The sequence below is a fragment of the Chelativorans sp. M5D2P16 genome (assembly GCF_034427935.1).
Taxonomy (GTDB): domain Bacteria; phylum Pseudomonadota; class Alphaproteobacteria; order Rhizobiales; family Rhizobiaceae; genus Chelativorans.
Genome location: NZ_JAXQNM010000039.1, coordinates 114,065 through 139,813 on the forward strand (window position 1 = coordinate 114,065; position 25,749 = coordinate 139,813).

Genomic DNA, 25,749 nt, shown 5'->3' on the forward strand with positions numbered 1-25,749 from the left:
AATCAATCACCATTGAATATCATAATAATGGAGCGGGGGTAGTGTAAAGCCGGGACAATACGGAAAGGACCTGCAATGCCGCTCCTTCACATCTCATTGCGCGCCGGAAAGCCGGCGGCCTACAAACGGGCGATTTTCGACGGTCTCTATCAAGCTATGCGCGAGACGTTCGACGTGCCCGAAGACGACCAGTTCATGACCATCACGGAACATGACGTTTCGGACTTCCGCGTCAGTGCGACTTACCTCGGCGTCGCCCGGAGCGACGATGCCGTGCTGATCCAGATCACCGCGAACAACACAAGGACCGCGGAACAGAAGAAGGCACTGTACCGGCGGATCGCGGAGCTGCTCGGCGAAAACCCCGGCATCCGGCCAGAGGACGTATTCGTAAGCCTTGTCGAGGTTGCGAAAGAGAATTGGTCCCTCGGCCACGGCCTCGCGCAATATGCCTGAAGCGGCTACTCGCCACCTCAAGCTTGCGTGACCGTCACGGCCGGGCTCGCCAGGCAGGGCAAGAGGCAAGCGGTCGGCGTGTGAGCGACCGGCAGCACAGGCCGTCGGAAGCGCGGGCGTTCGTCAAACCGGTTGTGGCGCGCTGTGCGCCTGGCGGCGCCACGCCTCGGGCGTCATTCCCTCGCGGCGGCGGAACACCTGGATCAGATGCGAAAGATCGCAGAACCCCGTTGCAGCCGCGATCTCCGTCACCGATCTGTTCGATCCGCCGAGCAGGAAGCGTGCCTGTGACAGGCGCACCCGCAGAAACGCTTCGCCCGGGGTCAGCCCGAGCGCATTGTGGAAATGGCGCTCGAGCTTGCGACGGCTCACGCCGAGCCGCGCCGCGACGACCGCGACAGGCGGCGGACTGTCGAGGTGTTGTTGCATGTGCGACAGTGCCTTGCGCACCAGGGCATCGCGCGTCTTCAATTCCAGAGGCAATCCGGGCTGCGGGTCCTCAGCCGCCATCGCCTCATCGATGATCATGATGTGCAGGCTCTTGCGCGCGGCGGAACGGCCGATGTGCCGGTCCACCAGAAAGGCGGCGAGATGCGCAGAACTTGCTCCGCCAGAACAGGTGAGCCGCTCGCGGTCCACGACGAAGATCTGGTCCGAGACCGGGACGAGGCCGTCGAACTGCTCCAGAAAGTCGTCGTGGTGGAACCAGCTCACGCAGCAGCGGTAGTCCTGCATCAGTCCCGCACGGTGAAGGATGAATGCACCGGTGCACACACCCACGAGAGGCACGCCTGCCTCTGCGGCGTGGCGCAGGAAAACCACATATTCCGGGTTAAGCTTCTCGATCTCGTCGATCAGCCCGCCCACGACAACGATGTAGTCGAAGCGTGTCGGATCGCCCAGCCGCTCGTCCGGGGTGACGGCCACGCCGCAACTCGACGCGACCGGGTTCATCGTGGCCGAGAGCACCTTCCAGCTACAGTGAATCGGGCGCGAGCGATCGCCCTCGTCGGCGGCAAGGCGCAATACGTCAACGAAATTGGCGAACGCCGACAGCGTGAACCTGCGCGCCAGGACGAAGCCGATGCGCAGGCGGGGTCGGTTGTCGGGGCGCGGGATGTCGAGGCGTTCTTGCATGGCGCGATCATAACGCCGATTTGACGCAATTATCCAGTATCTCGCGGCCTTTTTCTGCGAGATTCGATCAGATGGCCGATCCTGCCGCAAGGAAGGTTCCATGACGCGATTCTCCGCCCTGTCACTTCTGAAAAATGCCCTGACCGGAAACACCGGCTGGAGCGAGCAGTGGCCCGATTCGGAGCCGAAGAAGGAATATGACGTCGTCATCGTGGGCGCCGGCGGCCACGGTCTCGGCGCGGCCTACTACCTGGCGAAGGAGCACGGCATCACCAATGTCGCGGTGATCGACAAGGGGTGGCTCGGCGGCGGAAACACGGGGCGCAACACCACGATCATCCGCTCGAACTATCTCTATGACGAAAGCGCGCGGCTCTACGATCACGCGCTCGACCTTTGGGAAAACCTCAGTCAGGAACTGAACTACAACGTCATGTACTCGCGCCGGGGTGTGATGATGCTGGCGCACAACGTGCACGACGTACAAAGCTTTCAGCGCCACATTCATGCCAACCGGCTGAACGGCGTCGACAACCGCTGGCTGACGGCGGAGGAGGCCAAGGCCTTCTGCCCACCGCTCAACATCTCGAAGAACGCGCGCTATCCGGTGATGGGCGCGGCATTGCAAAAGCGTGCCGGAACCGCCCGCCACGACGCCGTGGCCTGGGGCTATGCCCGCGCCGCATCAATGCGCGGTGTGGACATCATCCAGAACTGCCCCGTCACGGCGATCCGGCGCGGGCCGGACGGTGCGGTCGAGGGCGTCGAAACCGCCAGGGGGTTCATCCGCGCGAAGAAAGTGGCGGTGTCGGCGGCCGGTCACACCAGCGTGGTGATGGAAAGCGCCGGTGTGCGGATGCCGCTGGAAAGCTATCCGCTTCAGGCGCTTGTCAGCGAGCCGGTCAAGCCCGTCTTTCCCTGTGTCGTGATGTCGAACACCGTTCACGCCTATATCAGCCAGTCCGACAAGGGCGAGCTGGTGATCGGCTCGGGCACCGACCAGTACACCAGTTATTCGCAGCGCGGCGGCCTGCCGCTGATAGAGCACACCGTCGCCGCCATCTGCGAGGTGTTTCCGATCTTCACGCGCATGCGCATGCTGCGCAAATGGGCGGGCATCGTGGATGTGACGCCCGACCGATCCGCGATCCTCGGCAAGACACCGGTGAAGGGCCTTTACGTCAATTGCGGCTGGGGCACCGGCGGATTCAAGGCCACGCCGGGTGCGGCGCACACGCTGGCCTGGACCGTGGCCAAGGACGAGCCACACCCGGCCAACGCACCCTTCACGCTGGAGCGCTTCACCACCGGGCGGCTGATCGATGAAGCCGCCGCCGCGGCCGTGGCGCATTAGGGAGAGGCGCGATGCTCCTGATCCATTGTCCCTATTGCCGGGAAGACTTGCCCGAACTGGAGTTCGCCTATGCGGGCGAGGCGCATATCGACCGCCCGGCCGACCCCTCGACCCTGTCGGACGAGGAATGGCGCGACTACCTCTTTATCCGCTCGAATGTGAAGGGCGTGCATTTCGAGCGCTGGCGGCATGTGCATGGGTGCGGGCGCTTCTTCAACGCGGCGCGTGACACGGTCAGCGACAAGTTTCTCACGACCTACAAGGCGGGTGAGCCGCGACCTGATCTGGGCGGGAAGGAGGCTGCGGAATGAGCGCCTATCGCGTCGAGGGCAGGGGGCGCGTGAATCGCGCCGAGCCCGTCCGCTTCACATTCGACGGCGTGACCTATACGGGGTTTCGGGGCGATACGGTCGCCTCCGCCCTGCTTGCCAATGGCGTCCATCTGATGGGCCGGTCGTTCAAGTATCACCGCCCCCGCGGCCCCGTCACCGCCGGCTCCGAGGAGCCGAACGCGCTCGTTGGCGTGTCGCGCGGTGCGGGCCGGTTCGAGCCCAATACGCGGGCCACGGTGCAGGAACTGCGCGCCGGCCTCGTGGCCGAGAGCCAGAACAGGGTTCCCAGCCTGAAATTCGACCTGGGCGCGGTCAACGACCGGCTCTACATGCTGTTTTCGGCGGGCTTCTACTACAAGACCTTCATGTGGCCCCGCAGCTTCTGGGACAAGGTCTACGAGCCTTTCATCCGCTCCGCCGCGGGCCTGGGCAGGGCGCCGCGCGAGGAAGATCCGGACGCTTACGCCTCGCGCTACCTGCATACCGATGTCCTGGTGATTGGCGCGGGTCCGTCGGGCATCGCCGCGGCACGTGCGGCGGCCAAGGCCGGCGCGAAGGTGGTGCTGGTCGATGAAAACGCGGAGATGGGCGGCTCGCTCCTGTCCGATCCCGGATTGCGCATCGACGGAAGTGTCGCTTGGGAGTGGCTCGAGGAAAGCCTTTCCGAGCTTCGCACCCTGGATGTGCGTTTGATGACGCGGACGACGGCCATCGGCTACTACCACCAGAACATGGTGGCGCTGTGCGAGAAGCTCACCGACCACTTGGACGAATTGCCCAAGGACGTCCCGCGCGAGCGGATGTGGCGGGTGCGCGCGGGGCAGGTGGTGCTTGCGCAGGGCGCGCTGGAGAAGCCCCTGGTCTTCGACGGCAACGACCGGCCGGGCGTGATGCTGGCGGGAGCGGCGCAGACCTATCTCCACCGCTACGGCGTTCGCGTCGGCGACCGCGCGGTGGTCGCCACCGCGCATGACAGCGCCTGGTATGCCGCCCTCGACCTGGCCGACGCGGGCACGAGGGTTGCCGCCATCGTGGATACGCGCGGTGACGTGCGGACGGATTTGCAGGAGGAAGCCCGGAGGCGGGGGATCGAGGTGCTCACGGCTCACACCGTCACCGGTACCACGGGCCGGCTGCGGGTGAAGTCCGTCCGGGTGAACCCGGTGCGGGACGGTACGGTCGGTGCGGCGCGCACTCTCGGTTGCGACTGCTTGCTTGTGTGCGGCGGCTGGACACCTTCTCTGCATCTCTTCTCACACACCAAGGGCACGCTGAGATGGGAAGAGGAAAGCCGAACGTTCCTGCCCGACCGCAAGACCGAGGCGTGCCATATCGCGGGGGCCGGCCGTGGACTGTGGGGCTTTGACGCGGTGCTGAGCGACGGGGATGCCGCCGGCGTCGCGGCGGCTGAGGCCCTGAGCCTGTCAGCGAAGCCAAGCGCCTTCGCCGTGGAGGGCGACCGGCCGGGCGCCGGCGACAGCCACAAGGAACTGCCGAGCGATCGCAAGCCCGGCCGCGCGCGCGCCTTCGTCGATTTCCAGAACGATGTGACCGCCAAGGACATCCGTCTGGCCGTGCGCGAGGGGATGAAATCCATCGAGCACGTCAAGCGCTATACGACCACCGGCATGGCGACGGACCAGGGCAAGATGTCGAACATCAACGGCCTGATGATCGCCTCGGACGCGGTGGGCAAGGCGCCGCCGCAGGTGGGGCTGACGACGTTCCGTCCGCCTTACACGCCGACCACCTTCGGCGCCTTTGCCGGCTATCATCGCGGCGCCCACTTCGAGGTGACGCGCAAGACGCCGATCGACTCATGGGCGGAGGAGCACGGCGCGGTGTTCGAGCCCGTCGCGCAATGGCGCCGTGCCTGGTATTTCCCGCAAGCGGGCGAGGACATGGACGCCGCCGTGGCCCGCGAATGCCTGGCGACCCGCAATTCGCTCGGCATCTTCGACGCCTCGACCCTCGGCAAGATCGAGGTCGCGGGGCCCGATGCGGTGGAATTCATGAACCGCATGTACACCAACCCCTGGACCAAGCTCGCGCCGGGCCGCTGCCGCTACGGGCTGCTTCTGGGCGAAGACGGCTATATCCGCGACGACGGCGTGATCGGGCGGCTGTCGGACGACCTCTTCCATGTCACCACCACCACGGGCGGTGCCGCGCGCGTTCTCAACATGATGGAGGACTACCTGCAGACCGAGTGGCCGGACCTGAAGGTCTGGCTGACCTCCACCACCGAACACTGGGCGGTGATCGCCCTGAACGGCCCCAACGCCCGCAAGGTGCTCGAACCGTTGGTCGAGGGGCTCGACATTGCGGCCGACGCCTTCCCGCACATGTCGGTGGCCGAGTGCAAGGTGGCCGGCATCCCCGCGCGGCTCTTCCGGCTGAGCTTCACGGGCGAACTCGGCTTCGAGGTCAACGTGCCCGCCCGCTACGGCCGGCAGCTATGGGAACTCTTGATGGAGAAGGGCGCGGTCTACGACATCTGCCCCTACGGGACGGAGACGATGCACGTCCTGCGCGCCGAAAAGGGCTTCATCATCGTCGGTCAGGATACCGACGGCACGGTAACGCCGGACGATGCGGGAATGGACTGGGCCGTGGGCAAGAAGAAGCCGGACTTCGTGGGCATGCGCTCGCTCAAGCGTCCCGATCTCGTGGCCGAAGGCCGAAAGCAGCTCGTGGGGCTCCTCACGGAGGATGGCGCGGTGCGCCTGGAGGAGGGGGCGCAGATCGTGGCCGACCCGAACCAGCCCAAGCCGATGAAGATGATCGGCCATGTCACCTCGTCCTACCACAGTGCCGCGCTCGGCCGGTCCATCGCTCTGGCGCTGATCGAGAACGGGCGCGCGCGTATGGGACAGGAGATCCACGTGCCCATGCCCGAAGGAGTTCATCGCGCGCGGATCGCTTCCACCGTCTTCTACGATCCCGACGGCGCGCGGTTGAAAGCCTGAGGAAAGGACCGGTACATGACCATCACGCATCGCGACGTACCGCTCGAGGCCGCACAAGTACCGCTCGTTGAAATCGAAGAGCTCGAGCCCGTCGCGCGCTTCTCGTTGCGGGCAGGGACCGCCGAGGCGGCGGCGATCTCGGTCGCCCTGGGCCTCGAACTTCCTGCAAGAATCGGCGATTGCGCGCGGGCCGGCGGCCGGGCGGCGGTGTGCCTCGGCCCCGACGAATGGGTCGTCACCACGCCGGAGGAGGCGCGCGAGGATATCCTGGCCGAGACGGCGAGGATTTATCCGCGCGCGCCCCACAGCCTGACCGATATCAGCGACCGCGAGCGCTCGTTCAAAGTCAGCGGGCCCGAGGCGATAACGCTCTTGTCCGTCGGCTGTCCGCGAGACCTCGAGAAGCTGGAGCCCGGCCGGGCGGTACGCACGGTGTTTGACGGCGTACAAGCAGTGCTTTGGCGTGACGGTCCCGACGCCTTCCGCCTGGACGTGTGGCGTTCCTTCGCCCCGCACGTTCACGCACTGCTCGAAATCGGCCAGGCTGAGATCGCTGCCGGACGGCCGGCATAATCCAATTCGCCGCAGTGACCTGAGGGCGGAATTGTGTCATCGATAGCATATGAAATCGATGCGGCACATCCTGGGTGACCGACTGACGGCAGGCATTCTGACCGCCCTGGTTGCCTATGTGATGCTGCTTCAGGGCCTCGTCAGTGCCTATGCGCAAGGGGCTCTGACAGGTTCGCAGCCCGGATCGGCTTTCGTCATCTGCTCGCTGACCGGCGCGGTTCCCGGCACGGAAGACAATGTCGACCAGCCGCTGGAGCGCGCGGCTCACCAGTGCTGTGCCGCGTTGTGCCATGCCGCCGCGTCTTTCGCGCCGATACTGCCGACGGCCGACCTCGGCCCCGCTTTCATCGCCGAAGCCGGGCCGCGGCTTTATTTCCCAACCAGGCATGCGCCACCCCGGCCAAGTATCCTGGGGCTGTTGCCCGAAGCCCGCGCACCGCCGCCTATTTCCATCTGACGCTGAATTTGAAACGGCTGTCGCGCCACTTCGCGCGCGCTGATGTTGCTCATGCAGATGGAGAACGAATATGCGAATTCTTCCGACATTCCTGGCGGCTGCCCTGTTCATCGGCGCCGGCACCGCGCTCGCCGACGACTATGCGGTCGGCCAACTGGAAATAGGCCAGCCCTGGGCACGTGCGACTCCGCCCGGCGCCAGCACCGGCGGCGGCTTTCTCACCGTCACCAATGAGGGCGAAACCGCCGATCGGCTGGTGAGTGCGGCGTCCCCCATCGCCGGCCGCGTCGAGATTCATGAAATGAGGGTGACCGACGACGTCATGAAGATGCGACCGATCGCCGACGGTGTTGCAATCCCCGCCGGCGAAACCGTCGAGTTCAAGCCCGGCGCCTTCCACATCATGTTCCTCGAGCTCAAAGGGCCGATCGAGCAGGGCGAGCCTGTTCCCGTCACGCTGACCTTCGAAAAGGCCGGCTCCATCGAGGTGGAGATGGTCGTCGCTCCGCCCGGCGCGCCGGGACCGGAGCACGGCCACGAGCATGAGGGAGGGCACTGATGCACAGGCGCATGATCGCTGTTCTCGTCGGCGCCGTTTTCGCCGTCGCCGCCACCCTTGCCGTCTTCACGATGCTCGTGGTGAGCAATGCACCGAACGGTGTTCAGCAAACGGGGGTCGCCGATATCGGCGGGCCCTTTACGTTGACGGACGAAACCGGGGCGCGCGTCACGGAAGCCGATCTCCACGGCAAGCCGAGCGCCATCTTCTTCGGCTTCACCTTCTGCCCCGATGTCTGCCCGACGACCCTTTTTGAGCTGTCGGGCCTGATCGACCGGCTCGGACCGGAGGCGGACAAGATGAACTGGGTGTTCGTCTCGGTCGACTGGGAGCGCGACGGGCCGCAGGAACTGCAAGACTATCTGCAGGCTTTCGACGATCGCATCCGCGGCTTTTCCGGAACGAAAGAGGAGATCGAGGCGGTCACCGAGGCTTACAAGGTCTTCTATGAGCGCGTCCCGACCGAGGATGGCGGTGACTACACCATCAATCACACCGCCTCGGTCTATCTGATGGATGCGGAGGGAGGCTTCGCCGGCACTCTGGGCTATGGCGAGGATCCGGACACGATGTTCGCCAAGCTGAAACGCCTCGTGGCCGACGCCTGAAGCCGCCCGGAAATATCGACAATGACCGACACCACCCTGGGCCGGGCGGGCGATGTCGCACGCACGTACCCCTCGTCCGATCTTTATCGCGCCGTCTGGCGCTGGCATTTCTATGCCGGCCTGTTCGTGCTGCCCTTCCTGATCATCCTCGCCGTCACGGGGGCGCTCTATCTCTTCCGCGACGAGATCGATGCGATCGTTTACGCCGATCTGAAACGCCTCCAGATCCAGGAGGACCTTGGGCGGGTCGAGCCGTCCGCCATGGTGGCGGCCGCTCTGTCCGCATATCCGGGTACGGCGGCCAAGTACACCGATCCGGCCGGGCCCGGTTTTTCCGCTGAAATCACGGTCGAAACCGACGCCGGTGAGCGCCGTGCCGTCTATGTGAACCCTTACACGGGTAAGGTGCTGGGGTCGCTCCCCGACCGCGGCACCATCATGTGGACCGTGCGCCGGATCCACAGCCTCGCCTATTTCGGGCCGATCGCGAACGGATTGCTCGAGATCGCCGGCGGCTGGTCTATCCTGCTCGTCGGCACCGGCATTTATCTGTGGTGGCCGCGCAGGCAGACCGGCGGGCTCGTGAGTGTCCGCGGCACGCCGAAGCGGCGGGTGTTCTGGCGCGACGTTCATGCGGTAACCGGCATCTTTGTGGGTGCCTTCATCGTCTTTCTGGCGATCACCGGAATGCCCTGGTCGATCGTCTGGGGCGCCAAGGTGAACCAATGGGCAAATGGCCACAACTTCGGCTATCCGGCCGGCGTGCGGGTCGATGTGCCGATGTCGCAAGTGCCCTTGAAGCAAGTCGGCGAGACGAGCTGGTCGCTGGAACAGGCAAAGATGCCGATGTCGGCGAACAGCGGGCCAGACACCGCATCGATCGGCCTCGACCGGGCCGTGGCGATCTTCGACGGGCTGGGGCTGCATCGCGGCTATGCCGTCGGCGTTCCGGCGACGTCTACCGGTGTCTACACCGCGTCCGTCTATCCCGACGATCTCGGCCAGCAGCGCGTCGTCCACCTCGACCAATACAGCGGCAAGCCGCTGATCGATATGGGCTTTGCCGACTACGGCCCGTTCGGCAAATGGCTGGAGTGGGGCATCAACGTCCATCTCGGGCAGGAATTCGGTCTCGCCAACCAACTGGTGCTGCTCACCGTTTGCGTCGCCATCGTCGCGCTGTCGGTCTCGGCTACCGTCATGTGGTGGAAGGGGCGGCCAAAGGGAGCACTCGGTATCCCGCCCCTGCCGAATGATGGAAGAGCGTTTCGCGGGCTCTTGGCGATCCTTGCCGTCGGCGGCGTAATCTTTCCGCTCGTCGGGGCGTCTTTCATCGTGATGCTGACCCTGGACCGGGTTTTCGTGAGCTACAGGCGCCTTCGGGCGGCGCCTTAGGCGTGCGATGACAATGGGCCGGGTCCGACGGCATCAGCCGCGGCGGGAAGAATCGAATCATGGCGGCTATTCCGGTTTCCGGTCCGCCTTTGCGGCCTTCGCCGTGTCGGCATTGCGGGCCTCTTCGAGCACCAGGTTCGTGAGCGCATAGGCCAGCAGGATCGCCGCAAGCAGGATCGGCGCCTTGAGAAATTCGGGCACATGCCCTGCGTGAAAGCCCATTGAATGAGCTTGGCCGCCAGAAAGCCGCCGACGACGGCGAGCGCAAAGGCGGCCGCCACCACGTAGGCGAGGTCGTCACCCTTGTGCTGGCCGATCACGAAGAGAATGGTCTCGAACGATATAACGGCGAAAAGGGCGCCGATCGGATCGTTGACGATCGCTTCCCATTGAGCAGCGAGGCGGGCCTGGTGTCGAGTTGGGCCTGGCGCAGTTGCGGGGTGATGACGGTCGGGCAGGTGACCACGAGGATGGCTCCCAGGACCGCCGCCGCCGGCCAGGAGAGGCCGCCCAGATAGTGCGCCGAGAGCGCCGTCATCACCCACACCAGCGGCCCTCCGATGATGATGATGCGCCTAACGGCAGTGGAGGTCTCGCGGATTTCCTTGAAATTGAGCGTCAGCCCGCCCTCGAACAGGATGACGGCGACGGCCAGGGACACGATGAACCCCGTCGCCGGCCCGGCGATGAAGCCGGCAGCCAGCAGAAGCACGATGCCCGGCAGCCGCAGCCGCCATGCGAGCCATTGGGCGGCCATGCCCGCTGCACCGATCAGGGCGATCTTGAGGGCGATGTCGTGCATGGCTTCTATCCTGTCACCCCAGATAAATGCGGCCGGCGGGATAGCGAATCCGCGGCGGCACACGTGTCGCCAGGAAGAAGCCGAGCGTCAAAGGCCCGATCCGGCCGATGAACATGAGCACCATGATAACCGCTCGGCCCAGATCATCCAGCTCGCTGGTTGCGCCGCGCGACAGCCCGACCGTGCCGAAGGCGGAGGTGACCTCGAAGGCGAGGTCGAGGAAATGTCCGTCATGGGACAGCATGATGATGAACAGACCGGTCATCAGCGCCATCAGGCTGAGCATCGCCAGCGCCAGCACCTTCAGCACCTCCTCGACCCCAAGGCTGCGGCCGAAGGCGCGCAAGGTCGACCGGCGCTTGAAGAAGGCGACGACGGCCAGAAGAAGGACGATGAAGGTGGTGACCTTGATGCCGCCGGCGGTCGACGTGCTGCCGCCGCCAATGACCATCAGCAGCATGAACATCAAGGCGGTGCTGTCGTGAACCGCCGCGATGTCGGTCGTGTTGAAACCCGCGGTGCGCGTGGTCACGGCCTGGAACCACCCGACCGTGAGCTTGTCGATGATGCCGTGAAACGCGCCCAGCGTGAGCGGATTGTTCCATTCGAGGGCGACGAAGACCGTGACGGACCAGAGAATCAGTGCTGCGGTCCCGCTGAGCATCAGCTTCGTGTGCAAGGAAAACGCGCGCCATTGCCGTTTGCGGTAGAGATCGGAAAGGACGCTGAATCCGATGCCGCCGACGATGAAGAGCGCCGGCACGGTGAGGTTCACCAGAGGATCGGTCGCCCAGCGCGACAGGCTGTCGGGGAAGAGCGCGAAGCCTGCGTTGTTGAATGCGGAGACGGCATGGAAGACCGCGTGCCACAGCCCGGGCAGCCAGCCGAATTCCGGGACGAAGACGAAGGCGAGCAAGACGGCCCCCGCGAGCTCGCAAAGGAGCACGACACGGAGAATGACCTTCACCAGCCGCAGAAGGTCGGGCACCGAGGTCTGGTTGAGGTCCTCACGCAGATAGATTGTGTGGGCGATGCCGATGGGCAGGCCGAGCATCGACAGCACCAGCGCGGCGAAGGTCATCAAGCCGAGACCGCCGAGCTGGATGAGGAGGAGGATGACGGCCTGCCCGAACGGGCTGAACACCGTGCCGGTGTCGGCCACCGTCAGGCCGGTCACCGTGATCGCGGATGTCGCGGTGAAGAACGCATCGCTCCAGCCGAGCGGCAGCGCCGTCGAGAACGGCAGCTTGAGAAGCATCGCACCGAGGATGATCAGGGCGAGGTAGAGCAGCGCGAGCACCGCCGGCGGCGGAACATCGACCTTGCGGCCGGATATGAACGGCAGCCTCGGCAAGCGCATCATGATCTCAAAGACTGTCGCCGAAGCGTCGCAGATCCTTGCGCCGGCCGAGAAGGAGAAGCTTGTCGTCGGTCGCCAGCTTCACGCCGGCGTCACCGGCAAGAAAGTCGCTGCCGCGCATCAGGCCCAGGCAGCGGATGTCGAACTTGTCGGAAAGTTCGACATCCGCCAGCGGCTTTCCATCGAGGTCTTCGGGAACCCGGAAATCCACGACGTGGAAGCCGTTGCCTAGGCTCACATAGTCGTGCACGAGCGGGTTGTGCAGCATCTGGGCAATGTGCTGACCGACTTCCTGTTCGGGCAGGATGACCCGATCGGCCCCCATCTTGATCAGGATACGGTGGTGGGTGCGGCTCAGCGCCTTGACCCAGACGGTCTTCACGCCGAGCACCTTCACGTTCATGGTGCACAGGATGTTGGCTTCCAGGTCTTCGCCGATGGCGATCACCGCGACATCGTAGCGGCCGACGCCCGCCTCGCGCAGGGCCTCCTCGTCGCGACCGTCGGCGATGATCGCCTCGGCCACCTCGTCGGCGAGCCTGGTGACGTTCTTCTCTTCGATGTCGATGCCGAGCACATGGTTGCCGAAGCGCGCAAGCTCGCGCGCTATCGTCGCGCCGAAGGTGCCCAGTCCGATAACGGCAAAGCTTTCATTTTCCTCGTTCGCCATAGCGGGTGCGATCCTCATTCACGCTCGGTGCGCCGAATCCGTCGCGCCGCGGTTGAATCGCGTTGGAGCCTAAGCGATAAGCCTGCTTCCTGAAAGGCAGCTCTGGAAGTGCTTGTTTCCCGTCTGAATTCTAAGGCTGTTGACGACTTGGGATGGGGCTGCGCGGTTGTACGCAGGGTTTGCGATCACCAGGCGTTCTGATACAGCCCAAGGATGTCGCGCACGGAAAGGTCGACGGGGTTCCAGTCGAGAAGGCGGCGGATTGTGTGCGCGTCCTTTGCCATGGTCTCCAGGTCGTCTTCAGGCACTCCATGTGCCCTGAGCCGCATGTCCAGTCCAAGTGCCGCACAGAACGCCGAGGCACCCGACAGGATTTCGGCCTGGTCGTTCGCCGAAAACCCCAGCGCCGCACATATTTCGTTCGTCTTTTGCGGAACGGCCGGTGCATTTGCGGCCAGAACATGGGGGAACATCAACGCGTTGGCGATGCCGTGCGCCAGGCCGTGCCGGGTGCCCAGCGGATAGGAGACCGCATGGCCGGCTGTCGTGTTGACGGGCCCCAGACATACCCCGCCATAGAGCGCGGCAAGAGCCAGGGCCGCCCGTGCTTGCTTGTCGCCCCCGTCTTCAACCGCCCTTTTCAGGTATCCGCCGGCAAGCCTGATCCCCTGCAGCGCATAGGTGTCGATAATCGGGTGCGCCCGTTTTGACGTGTAGGCCTCGATGCAATGGGCCATGGCGTCGATACCGGTCGCGGCCGTCACCATCGGCGGAACGCTTTCGGTCAGGACGGGGTCGATGACGGCGATGTCGGCCAGCATGTGGACGCTTTCCGTGGCGATCTTGCTGCGCGTCTCCGGATCGGTGATCAGCGCGCGCGTGCCGACCTCCGATCCGGTCCCGGCCGTCGTCGGGACCTGTGCGAGGCCGATCCTGCGGACAGGGGCGCGATCGAGGCCGCAAACGTCCCGAAAAGAGATGTTCTGACCGGCCATGATGGAGACCAGCTTGGCGAGATCCATCGCCGAACCACCGCCGAAACCGATGACGAGATCCGCCCCATCGGCGACCAGCAGGGCTTTCTCCAGCATGGCGGTGTCGGGTTCGGACGTGACGTCGCCGAAGCAGCGGACCTTTCCCAGACCCAGGTGATCGACGCGCCCGGCGTTAACCGGGTCCGCTATGACGACGGGGCGCGCATATCCCCGACGGTCGACCCACTCACCGAGCCTGGCGAGCGTACCGGTGCCGAAATGCACCAGGGGCGGCCATTGCAGTGCGACGGGATGGGTAAGCTCAAGCATGGCGATCTCCGCTCGGTCTCGATCGTACACACGTAATGCTCGACACACGGCCACCGCCGAAGTCGTTAAGAGGTAACAGGCGTAGTATCAGTCTGCACGATTTTCGGTGGTGAAGCTCCTATGTTGGCGAAAATTTGTCAACCCTTTACAAGGTGCCGTTCTCCTCGGTGATGGCGGTGAATCCGTACCAGTAGCCATGAACAGGGTGAGCGGATTTTCACCACAATAGCTTGTTTTTAAATCAGAAATATTTCTGCCTCTGGACATCCGGTCGATGCATGGTCTTCATCCCACCGGGAGTGCTTTTTGCATAGGATATCTTTAACAATTGACAAGATGACCAAAAGCCGTGCATTCTGCCGGAGACTGGGAAACAACGCGGCCAGGGCCGGCCGCCATCAAAGGGAACCCATGAGCGGAACAGATTCACGCAAGAGTGACGTCGTCATCGGCTTGATCGTTCTGGCCTTCTGCGGCTTCGCGGCGTGGCGAACGCTGTACGTCAGCGCTGCGCCGAGCGGCACGGCCGCCGGGCCCGCATTCGTTCCGTGGCTGGTCATCGGGCTGATTGCTCTGCTCGCCGTGGCACTCATGGCGCGTGCGGTGCTGCGGTACCGCACGGGCAATCCCGAGGAGCCGATCGTCTTTCCCGGCCGCGGCACTGTGTTTCGCATGGGGCTCTTTGCAGTCCTGATGGTGGCCTATGCGGCCGCCTTCATGCGGGTGGGCTATATCCCGTCCACGCTCGTCGCCTTCATTGCGGGCCTGCTTCTGTTCGGAGAGCGGCGCCTCTGGGTGCTGGTGGTGCTGCCCGCGTTCATAACGGTGGCGGTCTATTACGGATTCACCGAACTGCTGAATGTCTGGCTGCCGTAGGGCGCATCGCGTCGGCAGGCTGCAACTCGAAAAGGAGGAGATCACCATGAAGAACATTATTCTCGGCGTCACTCTGGCGGCGCTCGTCACACCGGCCGTTGCGCAGGATTTCCCCGAGCGTCCGATTCAGGCAATCGTTCCCTATTCGGCCGGCGGCAGCACGGACCTTTCGTTGCGCGTATTTGCCGATACGTTCGAGCGCCTTTACGAGGGCGCCGAGTTCGTCGTGCGGAACCAGCCCGGCGGCGGCGGCTCGATCGGCACGTCCGCCGCGCTCAACGCACGTCCGGACGGTTACACGCTCGGTTCCGGCGCGCAGGGGCCGCTCGCGATCCTGCCGCATCTCGGCGGGACCGACTACACCATCGATGACGTCGCGTTCGTCGGTCTTTTCGCGCGCAGTCTCCAGGTTCTCGTTGCCTGCAAGGACGCACCGTTCTCCGATTTCGATTCCTTCATCGAATATGCCAAGGGCACGCCGCCGCAGATCGGCAACTCGGGTGCGGGCGGCGCCAACCACGTTTCCGCACAGGCCTTCGCCGATGCCGCCGGGATCAAGATCGAGAACGTCCCCTACAACGGTTCTTCGGATGCCCGCACCGCCTGTGTCGGCGGCCACATCGACGCGATGGTAGCCTCGCCGGCGGAAGCGCTGGAGCAATCCGAGGCGGGGAACATGACGCCGATTTTCGTCATGGAACCCGAGCGCATCGATCTGTTCCCGGACACGCCGACCGCCGTCGAGAACGGGATCGATTTCACCTGGTCGTCCTGGAAGGGAATCATTGCGCCGAAGGGAATCCCCGAGGAGAATCTCCAGTTCCTCCGCGATGCGGTCGAAGCGGTCGCCAATGACGAGGAATTCGTGGCGAAGATGACCGACATGGGCGAGTTCGTCGTCTATGAAGACGCCGAGACCTTCGCGGCGCGCGCCCGCAACGACAGCCGGATGGCCGAGAAGGTTCTCAAGGATCTCGGCATGTACGGTCAGAACAAGTAGTCCTCTCCACACGCAAGGGGTCGGGGCAGACCTCCCGGCCTCTTTTCCTTTGCGCAAGGCAGTGATCGGCCCGGTCATGGAGACAATCGCATATCTCGCCCCGTTGTTTCAGTTCGACGTGCTGTGGGCTATTGCGCTCGGCACGCTGGGCGGCCTCATCATCGGCGCGCTGCCGGGGCTCACGGCGACGATGGGCGTTGCCCTTCTGATTCCGCTCACCTTCAGCATGCAGCCCGTCATGGGGTTGAACATGCTGATCGGGATCTATATCGGCGGCATCTACGGCGGCTGCGTTTCTTCCATTTTGCTGCGCACACCGGGCACACCGGCCTCGGCGGCCACGGTGCTGGACGGCTATCCGATGGCGCAGAAGGGAGAGGCGGGCAAGGCCCTCGGCATGGCCACCATCGCCTCGACCGTTGGCGGGCTCGTCGCCGCCGTCGTCCTTGCCGCGATGGCGCCGCAGCTTGCTGCAATCGCGCTCCAATTCGGCGCGCCCGAGTATTTCGCGCTCGCCCTGTTCGGGCTGACCATCATCGCCTCGCTTTCGGGCGATCTGCTCAAGGGAGCGATATCGGGGCTGCTCGGCATTCTCATCGCCTGCGTCGGCGCCGATCCGATTTCCGGCGTTCTCCGATATACTTTCGGCATTTCCGGGTTCGCGTCCGGCTTCGCCTTCACGCCGGCGCTGATCGGCCTGTTCGCCCTTTCCGAGGTCTTTGCGCTCATGGAGCGGATGGCGCGCGAAGACGCCACCATATACCCGGTCAAAGGCCGCTGGCCGTCCCGCCAGGATCTGCGGGAAAGCCGCGGAGCGCTCGTCCGGGGATCGCTGATCGGCACATTGATCGGCATCGTGCCGGGCGTGGGGTCCGGCACCGCCTCCTGGATCTCCTACAACGAGACGCGGCGCGCCTCGCCCACGCCCGAGAAGTTCGGCACCGGCTACGCGCCGGGCATCGCCGCAACGGAATCGGCGAACAATGCCGTTTGCGCCGCCGCGCTCATTCCGCTGCTGGCGCTCGGCATTCCCGGTGACGTCGTGACCGCGGTGCTGATGGGCGGGCTGATGATCCAGGGACTCGCGCCGGGTCCGATCATGTTCCAGACCAACCCGGACATCATCGTCGGGATTTTCGGCGGCACCTTTCTCGCGACGATTTTCATGTTCATCTTCGGCATGCTCCTGATACCGGTGTTCAGCCGCGTGCTGGCCGTTCCCCGGCACGTCCTTGCCGTCGCAATCATGGTCTTCTGCTTCATCGGTTCGTTTGCGATCAACCTCAATCCGGTGGATCTCTATACCATGGTGGGTTTCGGGGTTCTCGGCTGGGCCATTCAGAAGTTCGGCTTCAGCCAGGCCGCGCTCTGCATCGCCATGATCCTCGGTCCGATGATGGAAGCCAATCTGCGCCGCGGGCTCCTGCAGACGCATGACAACGTGCTTGCTTTCGTCTCGAGCCCCTTGACCCTACTCTTCCTCGGGCTGACCGTGCTCTCGCTCGGCTGGCCCCTCATCGCGAATGCCCGGGCACGCCGTCGCGCGCAGCGGGAACCAGACACGGAAACCAGATGAAGAAATCTGCTTATGTCGCCCTCGTAACCTGCTTCAACGAGGACGAGACGATCAATTATCAGGCCACGCGGGCCCAGGTCCGCCGCCAGGTTGCGGCCGGCAACAACATCATGTGCGCAGGTACGAATGGCGATTTCTCGGCGCTGACCTTCGATGAGAAGGTGAAGCTCACCGAGGCCGTGGTCGACGAAGCGGCCGGACGCGCCAAGGTGATCGTCAATGCGGGCATGCCGGCGACTTTCGAGACGGTCATGCTGGCCCGCGCGTTCGACCGGGTCGGCGTCGACGGGATCGCGGTCATCACGCCGTTCTTCATCGCCTGCGAGCAGGATGGTCTGGTCCGCCACTTCACGACGGTCGCCGATGCCGTCGGCACGCCTGTCTATCTCTACGACATTCCCGCGCGCACGCAGAACCACCTCGAGCCAGAGACCGCGCGTATCCTCGCCGGGCACGGAAACATCGCCGGAATCAAGGATTCCGGCGGCAAGCAGGATACGCTCGAAGCCTATATGGCCGTGGGGCGCGAAGTGCCCGACTTTGCGGTCTATTCCGGCCCGGATCACCTCGTTCATTGGGCGCTGCAAAACGGTGCGGCGGGCTGCATCTCCGGTCTCGGCAACGTCATGCCGGAGGTGCTGGCGCGCATCGTTTCGTGCTTCAACGAAGGGGATGACGCCGGTGCCGCCAAAGCCCAGAAGACATATGCCGACTTCCGCTCCGATCTTTACGCGCTCGGCTATCCGCCTGCGCTGGTAAAACGCGCGCTTTGGGTCATGGACCATTCCGTCGGCGCCAGCCGCCAGCCGGCGCTGCTGCCCGATCCCGCCCAGGACGCGCAAATCCGCGAACTCCTGAACAAATACGGCCTGTTGCCCGCATGACCACGATCGTGACCACTTCGCCCGGCTTCGGCAAGCATGGCCGGGTGCCGGAGCGGCTTGCCGAAAGGGGTTGGCAACTCATCCGCTGCGCCGATCCGAAGCTGCCGCCGGATGAACTTGCAGGGCAGGTCACCAGGGCCGATTTCCTCGTCGTCGGGCTGGTGCCCGTCACGAGTGAGACGGTCCGGAATGCACCGCGGCTTAAGGGCGTCCTCAAGCACGGCGTCGGCTTGGACAACATTGACATTGCCGCCTGCACGGCGCGCGGTCTGCCCGTCACGAACACGCCGGGCGCCAATGCCGATGCGGTTGCCGAACTGGCGCTCGGCCTGATGTTCGCGCTGGCGCGAAACATTCCCGCTGGCCATGCGTCGGTCCGCTCCGGCGGCTGGGACAGGCAGGTGGGCACCCAACTCGGCGGCAAGATCCTCGGCATTGTCGGTCTGGGCAATATCGGCCGCCGGCTCGCGAGGCTTGCGCGTGCCCTCGGCATGCACGTTCTTGCCGCCGATCCCTACCCGGACACGGCGTTCGCGACAGCGCACGGGATCGAGATCGTCGGACTCGACGATTTGCTGGGCCGGTCGGATTATGTATCCCTGCACGTGGTCGGGGGAACGCACAACGCCGGTCTCATCGATGCGGAGAGGATCGGAAAGATGAAAAGCGGCGCCTGCCTCTTGAACCTTGCCCGCGGCGAAGTCGTCGACCTCGATGCGGTTGCCGATGCGCTTGAGCACAACAGGCTTTCGGGCGTGGCCATCGATGCCTTCGTGACGGAGCCGCCCGACACGCGCCATCGGATCTTTTCGCATCCGCGCGCCGTCTTCACCCCGCATTCGGGCGCCGACACCAGGGAGGCCGTCGAGAATATGGGGCTCATGGTGATCGAGGACATTGCGTGTCTGCTGCGGGATAAATTGCCCCGGCGCTGCGTGAACAGGGCGGATCTTGAAGGTGAGGTTGATCGCGGGAAGTCCGTGACACATCGTTAGGAGAACCAGTCATGAACGACAAGCCCGTTCTGATCACCATGGGAGATCCTTCGGGCGTGGGCGCGGAGGTGATCGTCAAGGCGATGGCAGGCCTTGGTGGAGCCGCACGCGCGCAATATGCGCTCATCGGGGATCGGGGCACGATGGAGCGGGCCCGCGCTGCGTGCGGGGTGGATCTGGCCTTGCGCGATTACGGCCAGGAAGGGCCGCGCGAAGCGCTCGCCATTCGCCATATCCCCGTCGACGGGCTGCCGGGCAAATTCGGCGTGCTGTCGCCGGCCTGCGGCGAGGCGTCGTTTCGATATATCGAGACGGCGGTACAGATGATCCTGGATGGCGAAGCCGTCGGCATGGTGACTGCACCGATCAACAAGGAGGCGCTCAATTCCGCCGGCCATCACTATGACGGCCATACGGGGATGCTGGCCCACCTGACCGGATGCAGGAGCTCCTGGATGCTGCTCGCCTCCGCCACGCTCAATGTGGTCCATGTCTCCACCCATGTCTCATTGCGCGATGCGATCGAGCGGGCAACACCCGAGCGGGTGTTCGAAACGGTGCGGATCGGGCACAGGCATCTGAGGCGCATGGGGATCGACAAACCGCGCATCGCCGTTGCCGGGATCAATCCGCATTGCGGCGAGAACGGCCTTTTCGGCCGCGAGGACGATCTGCAGATCGCCCCGGGCGTGGAGATGGCACGCAATGAGGGCATCGACGTCGTCGGGCCGATTTCCGCCGATACCGTCTATTATCGTGCCAATCAGGGCGCTTTCGATCTCGTGGTCGCGCAGTATCACGATCAGGGGCACATCCCCATCAAGCTGATCGCTTTCGATACGGCGGTGAATGTCTCGCTGGGACTGCCGATCGACCGCACCTCGGTCGACCATGGCACCGCCTTCGACATCGCCGGCACCGGCAAAGCCAACCACGTCAACATGCAGTCGGCGCTCGACTATGCCGGCAAGCTGGCGGCGAGACGTTCCTGATCAGTCCGTTCAGGCGGAGGGACGCTTCTACGTCATCCGCAAATCGAGGAGACCGCCGCCAAAAAGCCGGTCGCGCGAGTGCTCGAGATGCATCTGCATCAGCCCGGCGGCTTCATCCGTCCGTCTGTCTCTGATGGCGTCGAACAGCACCGTATGCTCCTGCAGGACTTCCTCCAGGCCCTTGGCGCCATCGGTCATCAATGACTGGCCGTGCAGCTTCATGCCGACGTTGACGTGCTCCCGCAACGCCCTCAGCGTCGTCTCGAAATACTGGTTGTTGGAGGCCTTGGCGATTGCCAGATGAAAGGCGAAGTCGGCATCCTCACGATGCTGAAGGGAGCCGGTCGCCGCCCGCAGCAGCTTGAGCGCTTCCTCGATGTCGCCGAGCACGGCCGCATTGTGGCGCTCGGCGGCGAGTGCCGCGGCCTTGGTCTCCAGGTTGAGGCGGAATTCGTAGCAGCGCTGGATATCGGCGAGGGTTTCGACGCGTGCAAAGCCTACGGGTTTCGATAGGGGTGCGCGCACATAGTTGCCTGCGCCCTGGCGCGAATAGACGAGCCCTTCCTCCCGCAATCTTTCCAGCGCCGTGCGCAGCACCGGGCGGGACACACCGAAATCCTGCGCAAGAACGTTCTCCGGCGGCAGCTTCTGGTTCGCCGGATAATCGCCGTTCGAAATTCGACTGAACAGGGAGTGATATACGCGATCGGCAAGTGTCGTGCGCGGCTTCATGTCGTCTTGTCCCTTTATCCGATTCCTGCCGGATCCTTTGCCGGGTAAGGCTGTGAGCGGCCCGCCGTCTCCGCCAGGTCCGCCAGGCGCCGCAGCGTATCTTCAGCCCCGAAGCCTCCCGATTTGGTTATCACATCGAGACCGGGGAGCCCGTCGAGAGCCCGCGAGACCGGCACCCCGGGCAAGATTTCCCCGACGATCTCGAGCAGCGTAACATCGAGCCGCGCCAGGACTGCACTGGCGGTTTCGCCACCGCATGCGAACAGGCTCGAGGGCATGCCGTTTCTGGTCAATCTGCTCATGCCTTCGGCAAACCGGTGCCCCGCCTGGCTTGCCGAAACGGCTTGCGGGCCCGGGACAAGCTGCGCGATCGTCATGGGCGCGGGGTCCGTCTCCGGAACGTCGCCATTCGGCGCTTTGATGATTGTGTGATGCCGGAGGACGCTCAGTTGTCCGAGGGTGACCGCATCGCGCGATCCGATTCCCCAGACCGTTGGCATCGTCAGACGGGCCGCCCGCCGCGCCAGCGGCGCAGGTGCCAAGCGTCGCGCGAGCGCCTCGGCCAATCCGGCGGCGCCGACGAAAAGGGTCTGACCGAGGATGTCCGGCAAGGCCGCGTTGATATCCGTATCTGCTGTCGCATCCGGGACCGTTGCCGCGCGCCCGATTGCGCTTCGCACGTCGATCGGCGCGTCAACTCCGGCTCCCGTGACCGCCCCGTCGACCACGTAGCGTCCGAGACGGGGGATGGCGGGGCATGCTAGCACCGGACCCGGCCTCATGGTCGAAACGACGTCCAGTTCGGCGGCGACCGGCCCTTTCAAGCGGCTGTCCACCTTCTTGAACAATATGCCGGAAAATCCGGCAGCGGCATCGCGGACAGCGGTCATAACCGCGCGCGCCACTGCGGGCGCCAGTTCCCGCGAGCCGGTGGACACCGCAACAACGTGGGCGTCCTGCGCCAGGGCACGCGGCAAATGATCGACACCGAGAGCGGCCACAACGCGCATGCCCCGCTCGGCAAAAGCGACCGCACTGTCCAAAGCACCTGTCAGATCATCGGCTATGAGGAGAACATCTGCCATTTCCGGAACGTCGCCGCATCACTATTGCCCATTTTGTAAACTTGTAAGCTCCTCGCGGCGCGTTGGCAAATGACGAGATGGTGTGGGCTCGGCCGGCCTCAAGCCCGCCGCGAGCCCGCGCCCGCATTCAGTTCAATACCTCGAACTGATTGAGAATCCACACGATCTCGGCAATCAGCGCGACGACCACAAATGCCACGTGATAACGATAGTTCCTGATCCACATGGCGATCAGTGCCAGCACGGAAAGCCCGATCTGACGCATGGGGTAAAAAAGGCCGAGAGAGCGGAAATGCTCCATGCCCTTGAAGGCCGTGTCCGCCAGATCGACGATGAAGAGGCTTGCAAGGAGGCCGTAGAACCATTTCTGCCGTGTATGGAAGTAATCCCGATAGTTCGGGTATTCGCTCATCTTGTCCGGAAACAGGACCGCGCACGTGAAGAAAAACAGCGCCGCGTAGAATATCACGAAGAAGTAGAGCTCGAAGGTCCATCGCTCTATCTTGGCAAGGCCGATCTCGAACCACCAGAAATGCATGACGGCGAGCAGTAGGAACAACGCCCACCCGATGTGGACGCTATAGACATGCTCGCGCCGCGGGTGCTGAACGAGAAAAGCCAGTCCGTTCAGCACACGGGCGACGCTCAGGCCGGTAATTATCCCGATGAACACGCGGACATGAAAGAAGGTGTTCGGATCCGGAGTGATGGCTTCCATGCCGTTCTTTCCCAAAGCCAATTCGGGCAAATGCCCATTCCTTCGCGCCTTCGAGAATCGGAACGTTTTCCACCCCAGCGTGCGAAGTTCGGCCTCTACGTTATTCTCTGCGGTGCATGCAGACAAATGGAACGGCCGGCCGGAGGCAGCATGGCTTGACCGAAACCGGCGTGCAAGTTGGCGTACATGCAATTTCGCCGGTAGTCGGGGGCTTCAGAGCAAGCCAGCGGGAATCGCCCGGACGGAGAACGATGCGCTGGCCATATCCTGCCGCGCCTTCGCCTTTCCGCGCTCGGCGAGCAGAGTCGCGTGCTCCATGCCGCATGGTCAACGCGTCGCGGCAGTCGAGACGGTGCAGCCCCGCTGGCCGGGCCAGCGGGGCGACATCGATGCGGCCGGTCGGGAGATTCGGCCGCATCGATTTGAGGAGCGGGTTGCGCGCCCGCGCCGTCTATTTGATGATGATCGAGCCCTTCATGCCTCTGTCTTCAAGGTCTGGGACGGACCATGTGAAGAAGCCTGGTCTTGCGGCGACGAACTGGACCTGGATGGTGCCTGGGGCGTCGAATTCGAGCCAGGCGGGGGCGCCGTTCATGTGCACTTCCAGGTCCTCGATGACGATCTGGTTCATCCACACATTGCGGAAGAGGTCGGTGAAGAACTTGTATTCCAGCCGCCCCTTCGACGTGATCTGCCAGCGATAGGCCTGGCCGGCCACCAGCTCGAAGTTCTGCCGGTTGACGGCGAAGTCGTCGTCGGGCGCGCCCAGCACCAGCTCCGGCACGTCCTTGCTCGATAGCGTGATCTCCGGGCCGTCGTCGTCATCGTCGTCGTCCTGCGCCCAGGCGAGGCCCTGCGGCAGCAGCGCAAGGCTTGCCGCCAGGAGCAATGTCGCCAGCTTCTTCATGGGTCTTCCTCCCTCCGCTTGTGTGATCATTCCGGCGCCACCACCACGCCCCAGGGCTGCTGGCCCACCGTCACCGACTGCACCGGCTCGTCGCTCGCCACGTCGATGAAGGTCACGTCGTTGGAGATGCCGTTGGTGCTGATGACCATCGCCTGGTCCGGCGTGAAGGCGAGCTGCCACACGCGCTGGCCGACCAGGATGTAGTCGAGCACCTCGTAGGTTTTCGTGTCGACCACTGCCACCCGGTTGGCCGGGCCGAGCGCCACATAGGCCTTGGTGCCGTCCCTGGTGATGCGCACCCCCACCGGCTGGATCGATTCCGGCCTCAGACCCGGGATCTCGAAGGTGATCTTGTGCTTGATCTCGCGGCTCTCGTTGTCGATCACCGACACCGTGCCGCCGATCTCCGCGCTCACCCACACCTCCGCCCCGTCGGGCGTGAACTCGGCGAAGCGCGGGCGCGAATCGACCAGCACGTTGTCGGTGATCTCGTGGCTCTCCGTGTCGATGAAATGCGCCATGTTGGTGGTCTCCGAGGTGTTGACCAGCGTCCTGCCGTCGGGGCTGATGCCCATCCCCTCCGGCTCCACCCCGACCGGGATCTCGGTCACCACGCTGCGGTTCTCGATGTCGATCACGGTCACCAGATTGTCGTCCTCGTTGGCCACATAGAGCGTCTTGCCGTCGGGCGACAGCACGAACAGCTCCGGGTCCGGCCCCGACGGCAGCGTGCCGACGATCCGGTGCGTCTCCGTGTCGATGATCTCCACCGTGTCGTCGTCGCTGGCGCACAGATAGATGAACCTGCCGTCATGGGAGATGGTGATGCCGCGCGGGCGCTGGCCGGTCTCGATGGTCTCGACCACCGCCATCGTCTCGGTGTCGATGACGCTGACGGTGTTGCCCCGCTCGTTCGACACATAGGCCATGGTGGCCGAAGCCGGCGTGGCGAGCGCCGCCGCCAGCGCGGCGCCGGCGAGCGCGGACAGGGTTCTATGCATGCAGGCTCCTCCCGATCGGTGAAAAACTAGTCAAGCACGCAGCGCGTCTCCGGCCGGTCGACGCCCAGCGTGTCGAGCTCGGAGACCTGGTGCAGGAAACCCTCCTGCGGCGAGGTCGACACCACCGAACGCCCGTCGCCCAGAAAGATCGGCTGGCGCAATTGCTGGTTCCAGTCGCGGTAGGTCAGCTTCTGGCCGCGGAAGGCGGCCACCGCGAAATCGTCGGAACGGATGAAGGCGGCCACCTCTTCAGGATCGCCGCTGCCCGTGCGCGTCACCGCCTCGCCGATCGAGCGCGCCGCCGTCCAGGCCGACATGTCCTTCGACACCATGCGCCGGCCGATCCTGTCCGCGAACCGGTTCTGGATCTGCGTGCCGCCCCATTGCTCGCTCGCCGGGTGCCAGGCCGAGGGCACCAGCCCCGCCGTGCCGGCCACCGGCCGCGGCACCCAGGTGCGGTAGGGCAGATAGGTGCCGAACACCTCGCTCTCGTCGGCCACCAGCACCACGTCGTGCTCCGGCAGCCCTTGCGTGAAGACCGGCATCTCGCGCTGGATCTGGGTGACGCCCGAATCGGCGCGCCGCGCCGTGCCGCGGTCCTCGTAGAGCTTCTCGGCCACGATCTCGCCGCCGAAGCGTTCCGCCGCCCGCTTGAGGGCCTCGGCGAACAGCCGGTCCGGCGCGTGCGAGCCGTGGATCAGCACCCAGCGCCGCCACTGCTTCCACATCAGATACTGCGCCAGCCCGTCGGCCAGCATCGAGCGCGTCGGCGCCGTGTGGAAGACGTTCGCCCGGCATTCCTCCTCGCGCAGAATGTCATCCGGCGCCCCGACATTGAACAGGATCACGCCGGCTTCGGCCGCCAGATCGGCGATCGAGACGAGCTGTTCGGCCGAGACGTCCGTCAGCACGAACCGGTTGCCGTTCTCCACCAGCCCGCGAAAGGCCTCCCTCGCATTCGCCCCCGGCGCGATCTCGCGCACTTCCAACGCAAATTCCTGGCCGAG

Annotated in this window: 27 protein-coding genes; 15 read left to right on the plus strand and 12 right to left on the minus strand. The window is 64.5% G+C overall.

Features of this window, described 5'->3' with window-relative positions; translation table 11 throughout:
* The first annotated feature begins 75 nt into the window (after nt 1-75).
* A complete protein-coding gene (locus tag SIN08_RS20185) occupies nt 76-456 on the plus strand; it encodes a tautomerase family protein (RefSeq protein WP_322453412.1) in 381 nt (126 codons plus the stop codon).
* A 123-nt stretch (nt 457-579) separates the two neighbouring features.
* Here the strand turns inward: SIN08_RS20185 and SIN08_RS20190 are convergent, their stop codons facing one another.
* The gene (locus tag SIN08_RS20190; protein WP_322453413.1) at nt 580-1,593 is read right to left on the minus strand and encodes a GlxA family transcriptional regulator; all 1,014 of its coding nucleotides are present in this window, start codon (nt 1,591-1,593) and stop codon (nt 580-582) included.
* A gap of 100 nt (nt 1,594-1,693) precedes the next feature.
* Here SIN08_RS20190 and SIN08_RS20195 point away from each other — a divergent pair, with 100 nt between their 5' ends.
* From SIN08_RS20195 to SIN08_RS20230, 8 genes are all read left to right on the plus strand, one after another.
* Entirely contained in the window at nt 1,694-2,947 is a 1,254-nt protein-coding gene (locus tag SIN08_RS20195) for a sarcosine oxidase subunit beta family protein (RefSeq protein WP_322453414.1), read from the plus strand.
* Between the two features lie 11 nt (nt 2,948-2,958).
* Nucleotides 2,959-3,258: a sarcosine oxidase subunit delta gene (locus SIN08_RS20200; RefSeq protein ID WP_322453415.1), complete on the plus strand. Its 300-nt coding sequence runs from the start codon at nt 2,959-2,961 to the stop codon at nt 3,256-3,258.
* Nucleotides 3,255-6,248, plus strand: coding sequence for a sarcosine oxidase subunit alpha (locus SIN08_RS20205; RefSeq protein WP_322453416.1), 2,994 nt, complete (start codon nt 3,255-3,257; stop codon nt 6,246-6,248). The genes SIN08_RS20200 and SIN08_RS20205 overlap by 4 nt, the downstream gene beginning before the upstream one ends.
* 15 nt (nt 6,249-6,263) lie before the next feature.
* Complete coding sequence (locus SIN08_RS20210) at nt 6,264-6,821, plus strand: sarcosine oxidase subunit gamma (protein WP_322453417.1); 558 nt, start codon at nt 6,264-6,266, stop codon at nt 6,819-6,821.
* A gap of 58 nt (nt 6,822-6,879) precedes the next feature.
* On the plus strand, nt 6,880-7,278 hold the full coding sequence (locus tag SIN08_RS20215; RefSeq protein WP_322453418.1) for a DUF2946 family protein: 399 nt from the start codon (nt 6,880-6,882) through the stop codon (nt 7,276-7,278).
* A 70-nt stretch (nt 7,279-7,348) separates the two neighbouring features.
* On the plus strand, nt 7,349-7,837 hold the full coding sequence (locus SIN08_RS20220; RefSeq protein ID WP_322453419.1) for a copper chaperone PCu(A)C: 489 nt from the start codon (nt 7,349-7,351) through the stop codon (nt 7,835-7,837).
* The gene (locus SIN08_RS20225) at nt 7,837-8,445 is read left to right on the plus strand and encodes an SCO family protein (RefSeq protein WP_322453420.1); all 609 of its coding nucleotides are present in this window, start codon (nt 7,837-7,839) and stop codon (nt 8,443-8,445) included. The genes SIN08_RS20220 and SIN08_RS20225 overlap by 1 nt, the downstream gene beginning before the upstream one ends.
* A 21-nt stretch (nt 8,446-8,466) precedes the next feature.
* Nucleotides 8,467-9,840, plus strand: a complete 1,374-nt coding sequence (locus SIN08_RS20230; RefSeq protein ID WP_322453421.1) for a PepSY domain-containing protein — start codon at nt 8,467-8,469, stop codon at nt 9,838-9,840.
* A gap of 66 nt (nt 9,841-9,906) precedes the next feature.
* Here the strand turns inward: SIN08_RS20230 and SIN08_RS20235 are convergent, their stop codons facing one another.
* The 5 genes from SIN08_RS20235 to SIN08_RS20255 all read right to left on the minus strand — a co-directional run bounded on the left by SIN08_RS20235 (nt 9,907) and on the right by SIN08_RS20255 (nt 13,976).
* Nucleotides 9,907-10,062 (minus strand): hypothetical protein, encoded by a 156-nt coding sequence (locus SIN08_RS20235; RefSeq protein ID WP_322453422.1) that lies wholly within the window; start codon nt 10,060-10,062, stop codon nt 9,907-9,909.
* A 94-nt stretch (nt 10,063-10,156) separates the two neighbouring features.
* Nucleotides 10,157-10,642, minus strand: a complete 486-nt coding sequence (locus SIN08_RS20240; RefSeq protein ID WP_322453423.1) for a cation:proton antiporter — start codon at nt 10,640-10,642, stop codon at nt 10,157-10,159.
* Between the two features lie 13 nt (nt 10,643-10,655).
* Nucleotides 10,656-12,005 carry a TrkH family potassium uptake protein gene (locus SIN08_RS20245; protein ID WP_322453424.1) on the minus strand — a complete coding sequence of 450 codons (1,350 nt, stop codon included), beginning with the start codon at nt 12,003-12,005 and terminating at the stop codon, nt 10,656-10,658.
* Between the two features lie 4 nt (nt 12,006-12,009).
* Nucleotides 12,010-12,672 carry a TrkA family potassium uptake protein gene (locus SIN08_RS20250; RefSeq protein ID WP_322453425.1) on the minus strand — a complete coding sequence of 221 codons (663 nt, stop codon included), beginning with the start codon at nt 12,670-12,672 and terminating at the stop codon, nt 12,010-12,012.
* 185 nt (nt 12,673-12,857) lie between these two features.
* Nucleotides 12,858-13,976 carry an iron-containing alcohol dehydrogenase gene (locus SIN08_RS20255; protein ID WP_322453426.1) on the minus strand — a complete coding sequence of 373 codons (1,119 nt, stop codon included), beginning with the start codon at nt 13,974-13,976 and terminating at the stop codon, nt 12,858-12,860.
* 411 nt (nt 13,977-14,387) lie between these two features.
* On the opposite strand from SIN08_RS20255, the gene SIN08_RS20260 reads away from it, so the two are divergent.
* The 6 genes from SIN08_RS20260 to pdxA all read left to right on the plus strand — a co-directional run bounded on the left by SIN08_RS20260 (nt 14,388) and on the right by pdxA (nt 20,299).
* Nucleotides 14,388-14,852 carry a tripartite tricarboxylate transporter TctB family protein gene (locus tag SIN08_RS20260; RefSeq protein WP_322453427.1) on the plus strand — a complete coding sequence of 155 codons (465 nt, stop codon included), beginning with the start codon at nt 14,388-14,390 and terminating at the stop codon, nt 14,850-14,852.
* Nucleotides 14,853-14,898: 46 nt separating this feature from the next.
* The gene (locus SIN08_RS20265) at nt 14,899-15,852 is read left to right on the plus strand and encodes a tripartite tricarboxylate transporter substrate binding protein (RefSeq protein WP_322453428.1); all 954 of its coding nucleotides are present in this window, start codon (nt 14,899-14,901) and stop codon (nt 15,850-15,852) included.
* 76 nt (nt 15,853-15,928) lie between these two features.
* Entirely contained in the window at nt 15,929-17,428 is a 1,500-nt protein-coding gene (locus SIN08_RS20270; protein ID WP_322453429.1) for a tripartite tricarboxylate transporter permease, read from the plus strand.
* Nucleotides 17,425-18,312, plus strand: a complete 888-nt coding sequence (locus SIN08_RS20275; protein ID WP_322453430.1) for a dihydrodipicolinate synthase family protein — start codon at nt 17,425-17,427, stop codon at nt 18,310-18,312. Before SIN08_RS20270 ends, SIN08_RS20275 begins: the two co-directional genes overlap by 4 nt.
* Nucleotides 18,309-19,307, plus strand: a complete 999-nt coding sequence (locus tag SIN08_RS20280) for a phosphoglycerate dehydrogenase (RefSeq protein ID WP_322453431.1) — start codon at nt 18,309-18,311, stop codon at nt 19,305-19,307. Before SIN08_RS20275 ends, SIN08_RS20280 begins: the two co-directional genes overlap by 4 nt.
* An 11-nt stretch (nt 19,308-19,318) precedes the next feature.
* Nucleotides 19,319-20,299, plus strand: coding sequence for a 4-hydroxythreonine-4-phosphate dehydrogenase PdxA (gene pdxA / locus SIN08_RS20285; protein ID WP_322453432.1), 981 nt, complete (start codon nt 19,319-19,321; stop codon nt 20,297-20,299).
* Between the two features lie 27 nt (nt 20,300-20,326).
* Here the strand turns inward: pdxA and SIN08_RS20290 are convergent, their stop codons facing one another.
* From SIN08_RS20290 to SIN08_RS20315, 6 genes are all read right to left on the minus strand, one after another.
* A complete protein-coding gene (locus SIN08_RS20290) occupies nt 20,327-21,031 on the minus strand; it encodes a FadR/GntR family transcriptional regulator (protein WP_322453433.1) in 705 nt (234 codons plus the stop codon).
* A gap of 14 nt (nt 21,032-21,045) precedes the next feature.
* Nucleotides 21,046-22,116: a four-carbon acid sugar kinase family protein gene (locus tag SIN08_RS20295; RefSeq protein WP_322453434.1), complete on the minus strand. Its 1,071-nt coding sequence runs from the start codon at nt 22,114-22,116 to the stop codon at nt 21,046-21,048.
* Nucleotides 22,117-22,243: 127 nt separating this feature from the next.
* Nucleotides 22,244-22,834 carry a hypothetical protein gene (locus tag SIN08_RS20300; RefSeq protein WP_322453435.1) on the minus strand — a complete coding sequence of 197 codons (591 nt, stop codon included), beginning with the start codon at nt 22,832-22,834 and terminating at the stop codon, nt 22,244-22,246.
* A gap of 451 nt (nt 22,835-23,285) precedes the next feature.
* Complete coding sequence (locus tag SIN08_RS20305) at nt 23,286-23,741, minus strand: hypothetical protein (RefSeq protein WP_322453436.1); 456 nt, start codon at nt 23,739-23,741, stop codon at nt 23,286-23,288.
* Between the two features lie 26 nt (nt 23,742-23,767).
* On the minus strand, nt 23,768-24,742 hold the full coding sequence (locus tag SIN08_RS20310; protein WP_322449405.1) for a YVTN family beta-propeller repeat protein: 975 nt from the start codon (nt 24,740-24,742) through the stop codon (nt 23,768-23,770).
* 26 nt (nt 24,743-24,768) lie between these two features.
* Nucleotides 24,769-25,749 (minus strand): ABC transporter substrate-binding protein (locus SIN08_RS20315; RefSeq protein ID WP_322449566.1); only part of this gene is annotated, 981 nt, incomplete at its 5' end.

Excerpts from the sequence above, each read along its gene's own strand:
- SIN08_RS20300 (WP_322453435.1), bottom strand. The coding sequence starts at position 22,834 with ATGGAAGCCATCACTCCGGATCCGAACACCTTCTTTCATGTCCGCGTG.
- SIN08_RS20235 (WP_322453422.1), bottom strand. The coding sequence starts at position 10,062 with ATGGGCTTTCACGCAGGGCATGTGCCCGAATTTCTCAAGGCGCCGATC.
- SIN08_RS20265 (WP_322453428.1), top strand. The coding sequence starts at position 14,899 with ATGAAGAACATTATTCTCGGCGTCACTCTGGCGGCGCTCGTCACACCG.
- SIN08_RS20270 (WP_322453429.1), top strand. The coding sequence starts at position 15,929 with ATGGAGACAATCGCATATCTCGCCCCGTTGTTTCAGTTCGACGTGCTG.
- SIN08_RS20280 (WP_322453431.1), top strand. The coding sequence starts at position 18,309 with ATGACCACGATCGTGACCACTTCGCCCGGCTTCGGCAAGCATGGCCGG.
- SIN08_RS20275 (WP_322453430.1), top strand. The coding sequence starts at position 17,425 with ATGAAGAAATCTGCTTATGTCGCCCTCGTAACCTGCTTCAACGAGGAC.
- SIN08_RS20290 (WP_322453433.1), bottom strand. The coding sequence starts at position 21,031 with ATGAAGCCGCGCACGACACTTGCCGATCGCGTATATCACTCCCTGTTC.
- SIN08_RS20200 (WP_322453415.1), top strand. The coding sequence starts at position 2,959 with ATGCTCCTGATCCATTGTCCCTATTGCCGGGAAGACTTGCCCGAACTG.
- SIN08_RS20295 (WP_322453434.1), bottom strand. The coding sequence starts at position 22,116 with ATGGCAGATGTTCTCCTCATAGCCGATGATCTGACAGGTGCTTTGGAC.
- SIN08_RS20190 (WP_322453413.1), bottom strand. The coding sequence starts at position 1,593 with ATGCAAGAACGCCTCGACATCCCGCGCCCCGACAACCGACCCCGCCTG.
- SIN08_RS20210 (WP_322453417.1), top strand. The coding sequence starts at position 6,264 with ATGACCATCACGCATCGCGACGTACCGCTCGAGGCCGCACAAGTACCG.
- SIN08_RS20220 (WP_322453419.1), top strand. The coding sequence starts at position 7,349 with ATGCGAATTCTTCCGACATTCCTGGCGGCTGCCCTGTTCATCGGCGCC.
- SIN08_RS20245 (WP_322453424.1), bottom strand. The coding sequence starts at position 12,005 with ATGATGCGCTTGCCGAGGCTGCCGTTCATATCCGGCCGCAAGGTCGAT.
- SIN08_RS20305 (WP_322453436.1), bottom strand. The coding sequence starts at position 23,741 with ATGAAGAAGCTGGCGACATTGCTCCTGGCGGCAAGCCTTGCGCTGCTG.
- SIN08_RS20215 (WP_322453418.1), top strand. The coding sequence starts at position 6,880 with ATGCGGCACATCCTGGGTGACCGACTGACGGCAGGCATTCTGACCGCC.
- SIN08_RS20195 (WP_322453414.1), top strand. The coding sequence starts at position 1,694 with ATGACGCGATTCTCCGCCCTGTCACTTCTGAAAAATGCCCTGACCGGA.
- SIN08_RS20185 (WP_322453412.1), top strand. The coding sequence starts at position 76 with ATGCCGCTCCTTCACATCTCATTGCGCGCCGGAAAGCCGGCGGCCTAC.
- SIN08_RS20310 (WP_322449405.1), bottom strand. The coding sequence starts at position 24,742 with ATGCATAGAACCCTGTCCGCGCTCGCCGGCGCCGCGCTGGCGGCGGCG.
- pdxA (WP_322453432.1), top strand. The coding sequence starts at position 19,319 with ATGAACGACAAGCCCGTTCTGATCACCATGGGAGATCCTTCGGGCGTG.
- SIN08_RS20260 (WP_322453427.1), top strand. The coding sequence starts at position 14,388 with ATGAGCGGAACAGATTCACGCAAGAGTGACGTCGTCATCGGCTTGATC.
- SIN08_RS20240 (WP_322453423.1), bottom strand. The coding sequence starts at position 10,642 with ATGCACGACATCGCCCTCAAGATCGCCCTGATCGGTGCAGCGGGCATG.
- SIN08_RS20255 (WP_322453426.1), bottom strand. The coding sequence starts at position 13,976 with ATGCTTGAGCTTACCCATCCCGTCGCACTGCAATGGCCGCCCCTGGTG.
- SIN08_RS20225 (WP_322453420.1), top strand. The coding sequence starts at position 7,837 with ATGCACAGGCGCATGATCGCTGTTCTCGTCGGCGCCGTTTTCGCCGTC.
- SIN08_RS20205 (WP_322453416.1), top strand. The coding sequence starts at position 3,255 with ATGAGCGCCTATCGCGTCGAGGGCAGGGGGCGCGTGAATCGCGCCGAG.
- SIN08_RS20230 (WP_322453421.1), top strand. The coding sequence starts at position 8,467 with ATGACCGACACCACCCTGGGCCGGGCGGGCGATGTCGCACGCACGTAC.
- SIN08_RS20250 (WP_322453425.1), bottom strand. The coding sequence starts at position 12,672 with ATGGCGAACGAGGAAAATGAAAGCTTTGCCGTTATCGGACTGGGCACC.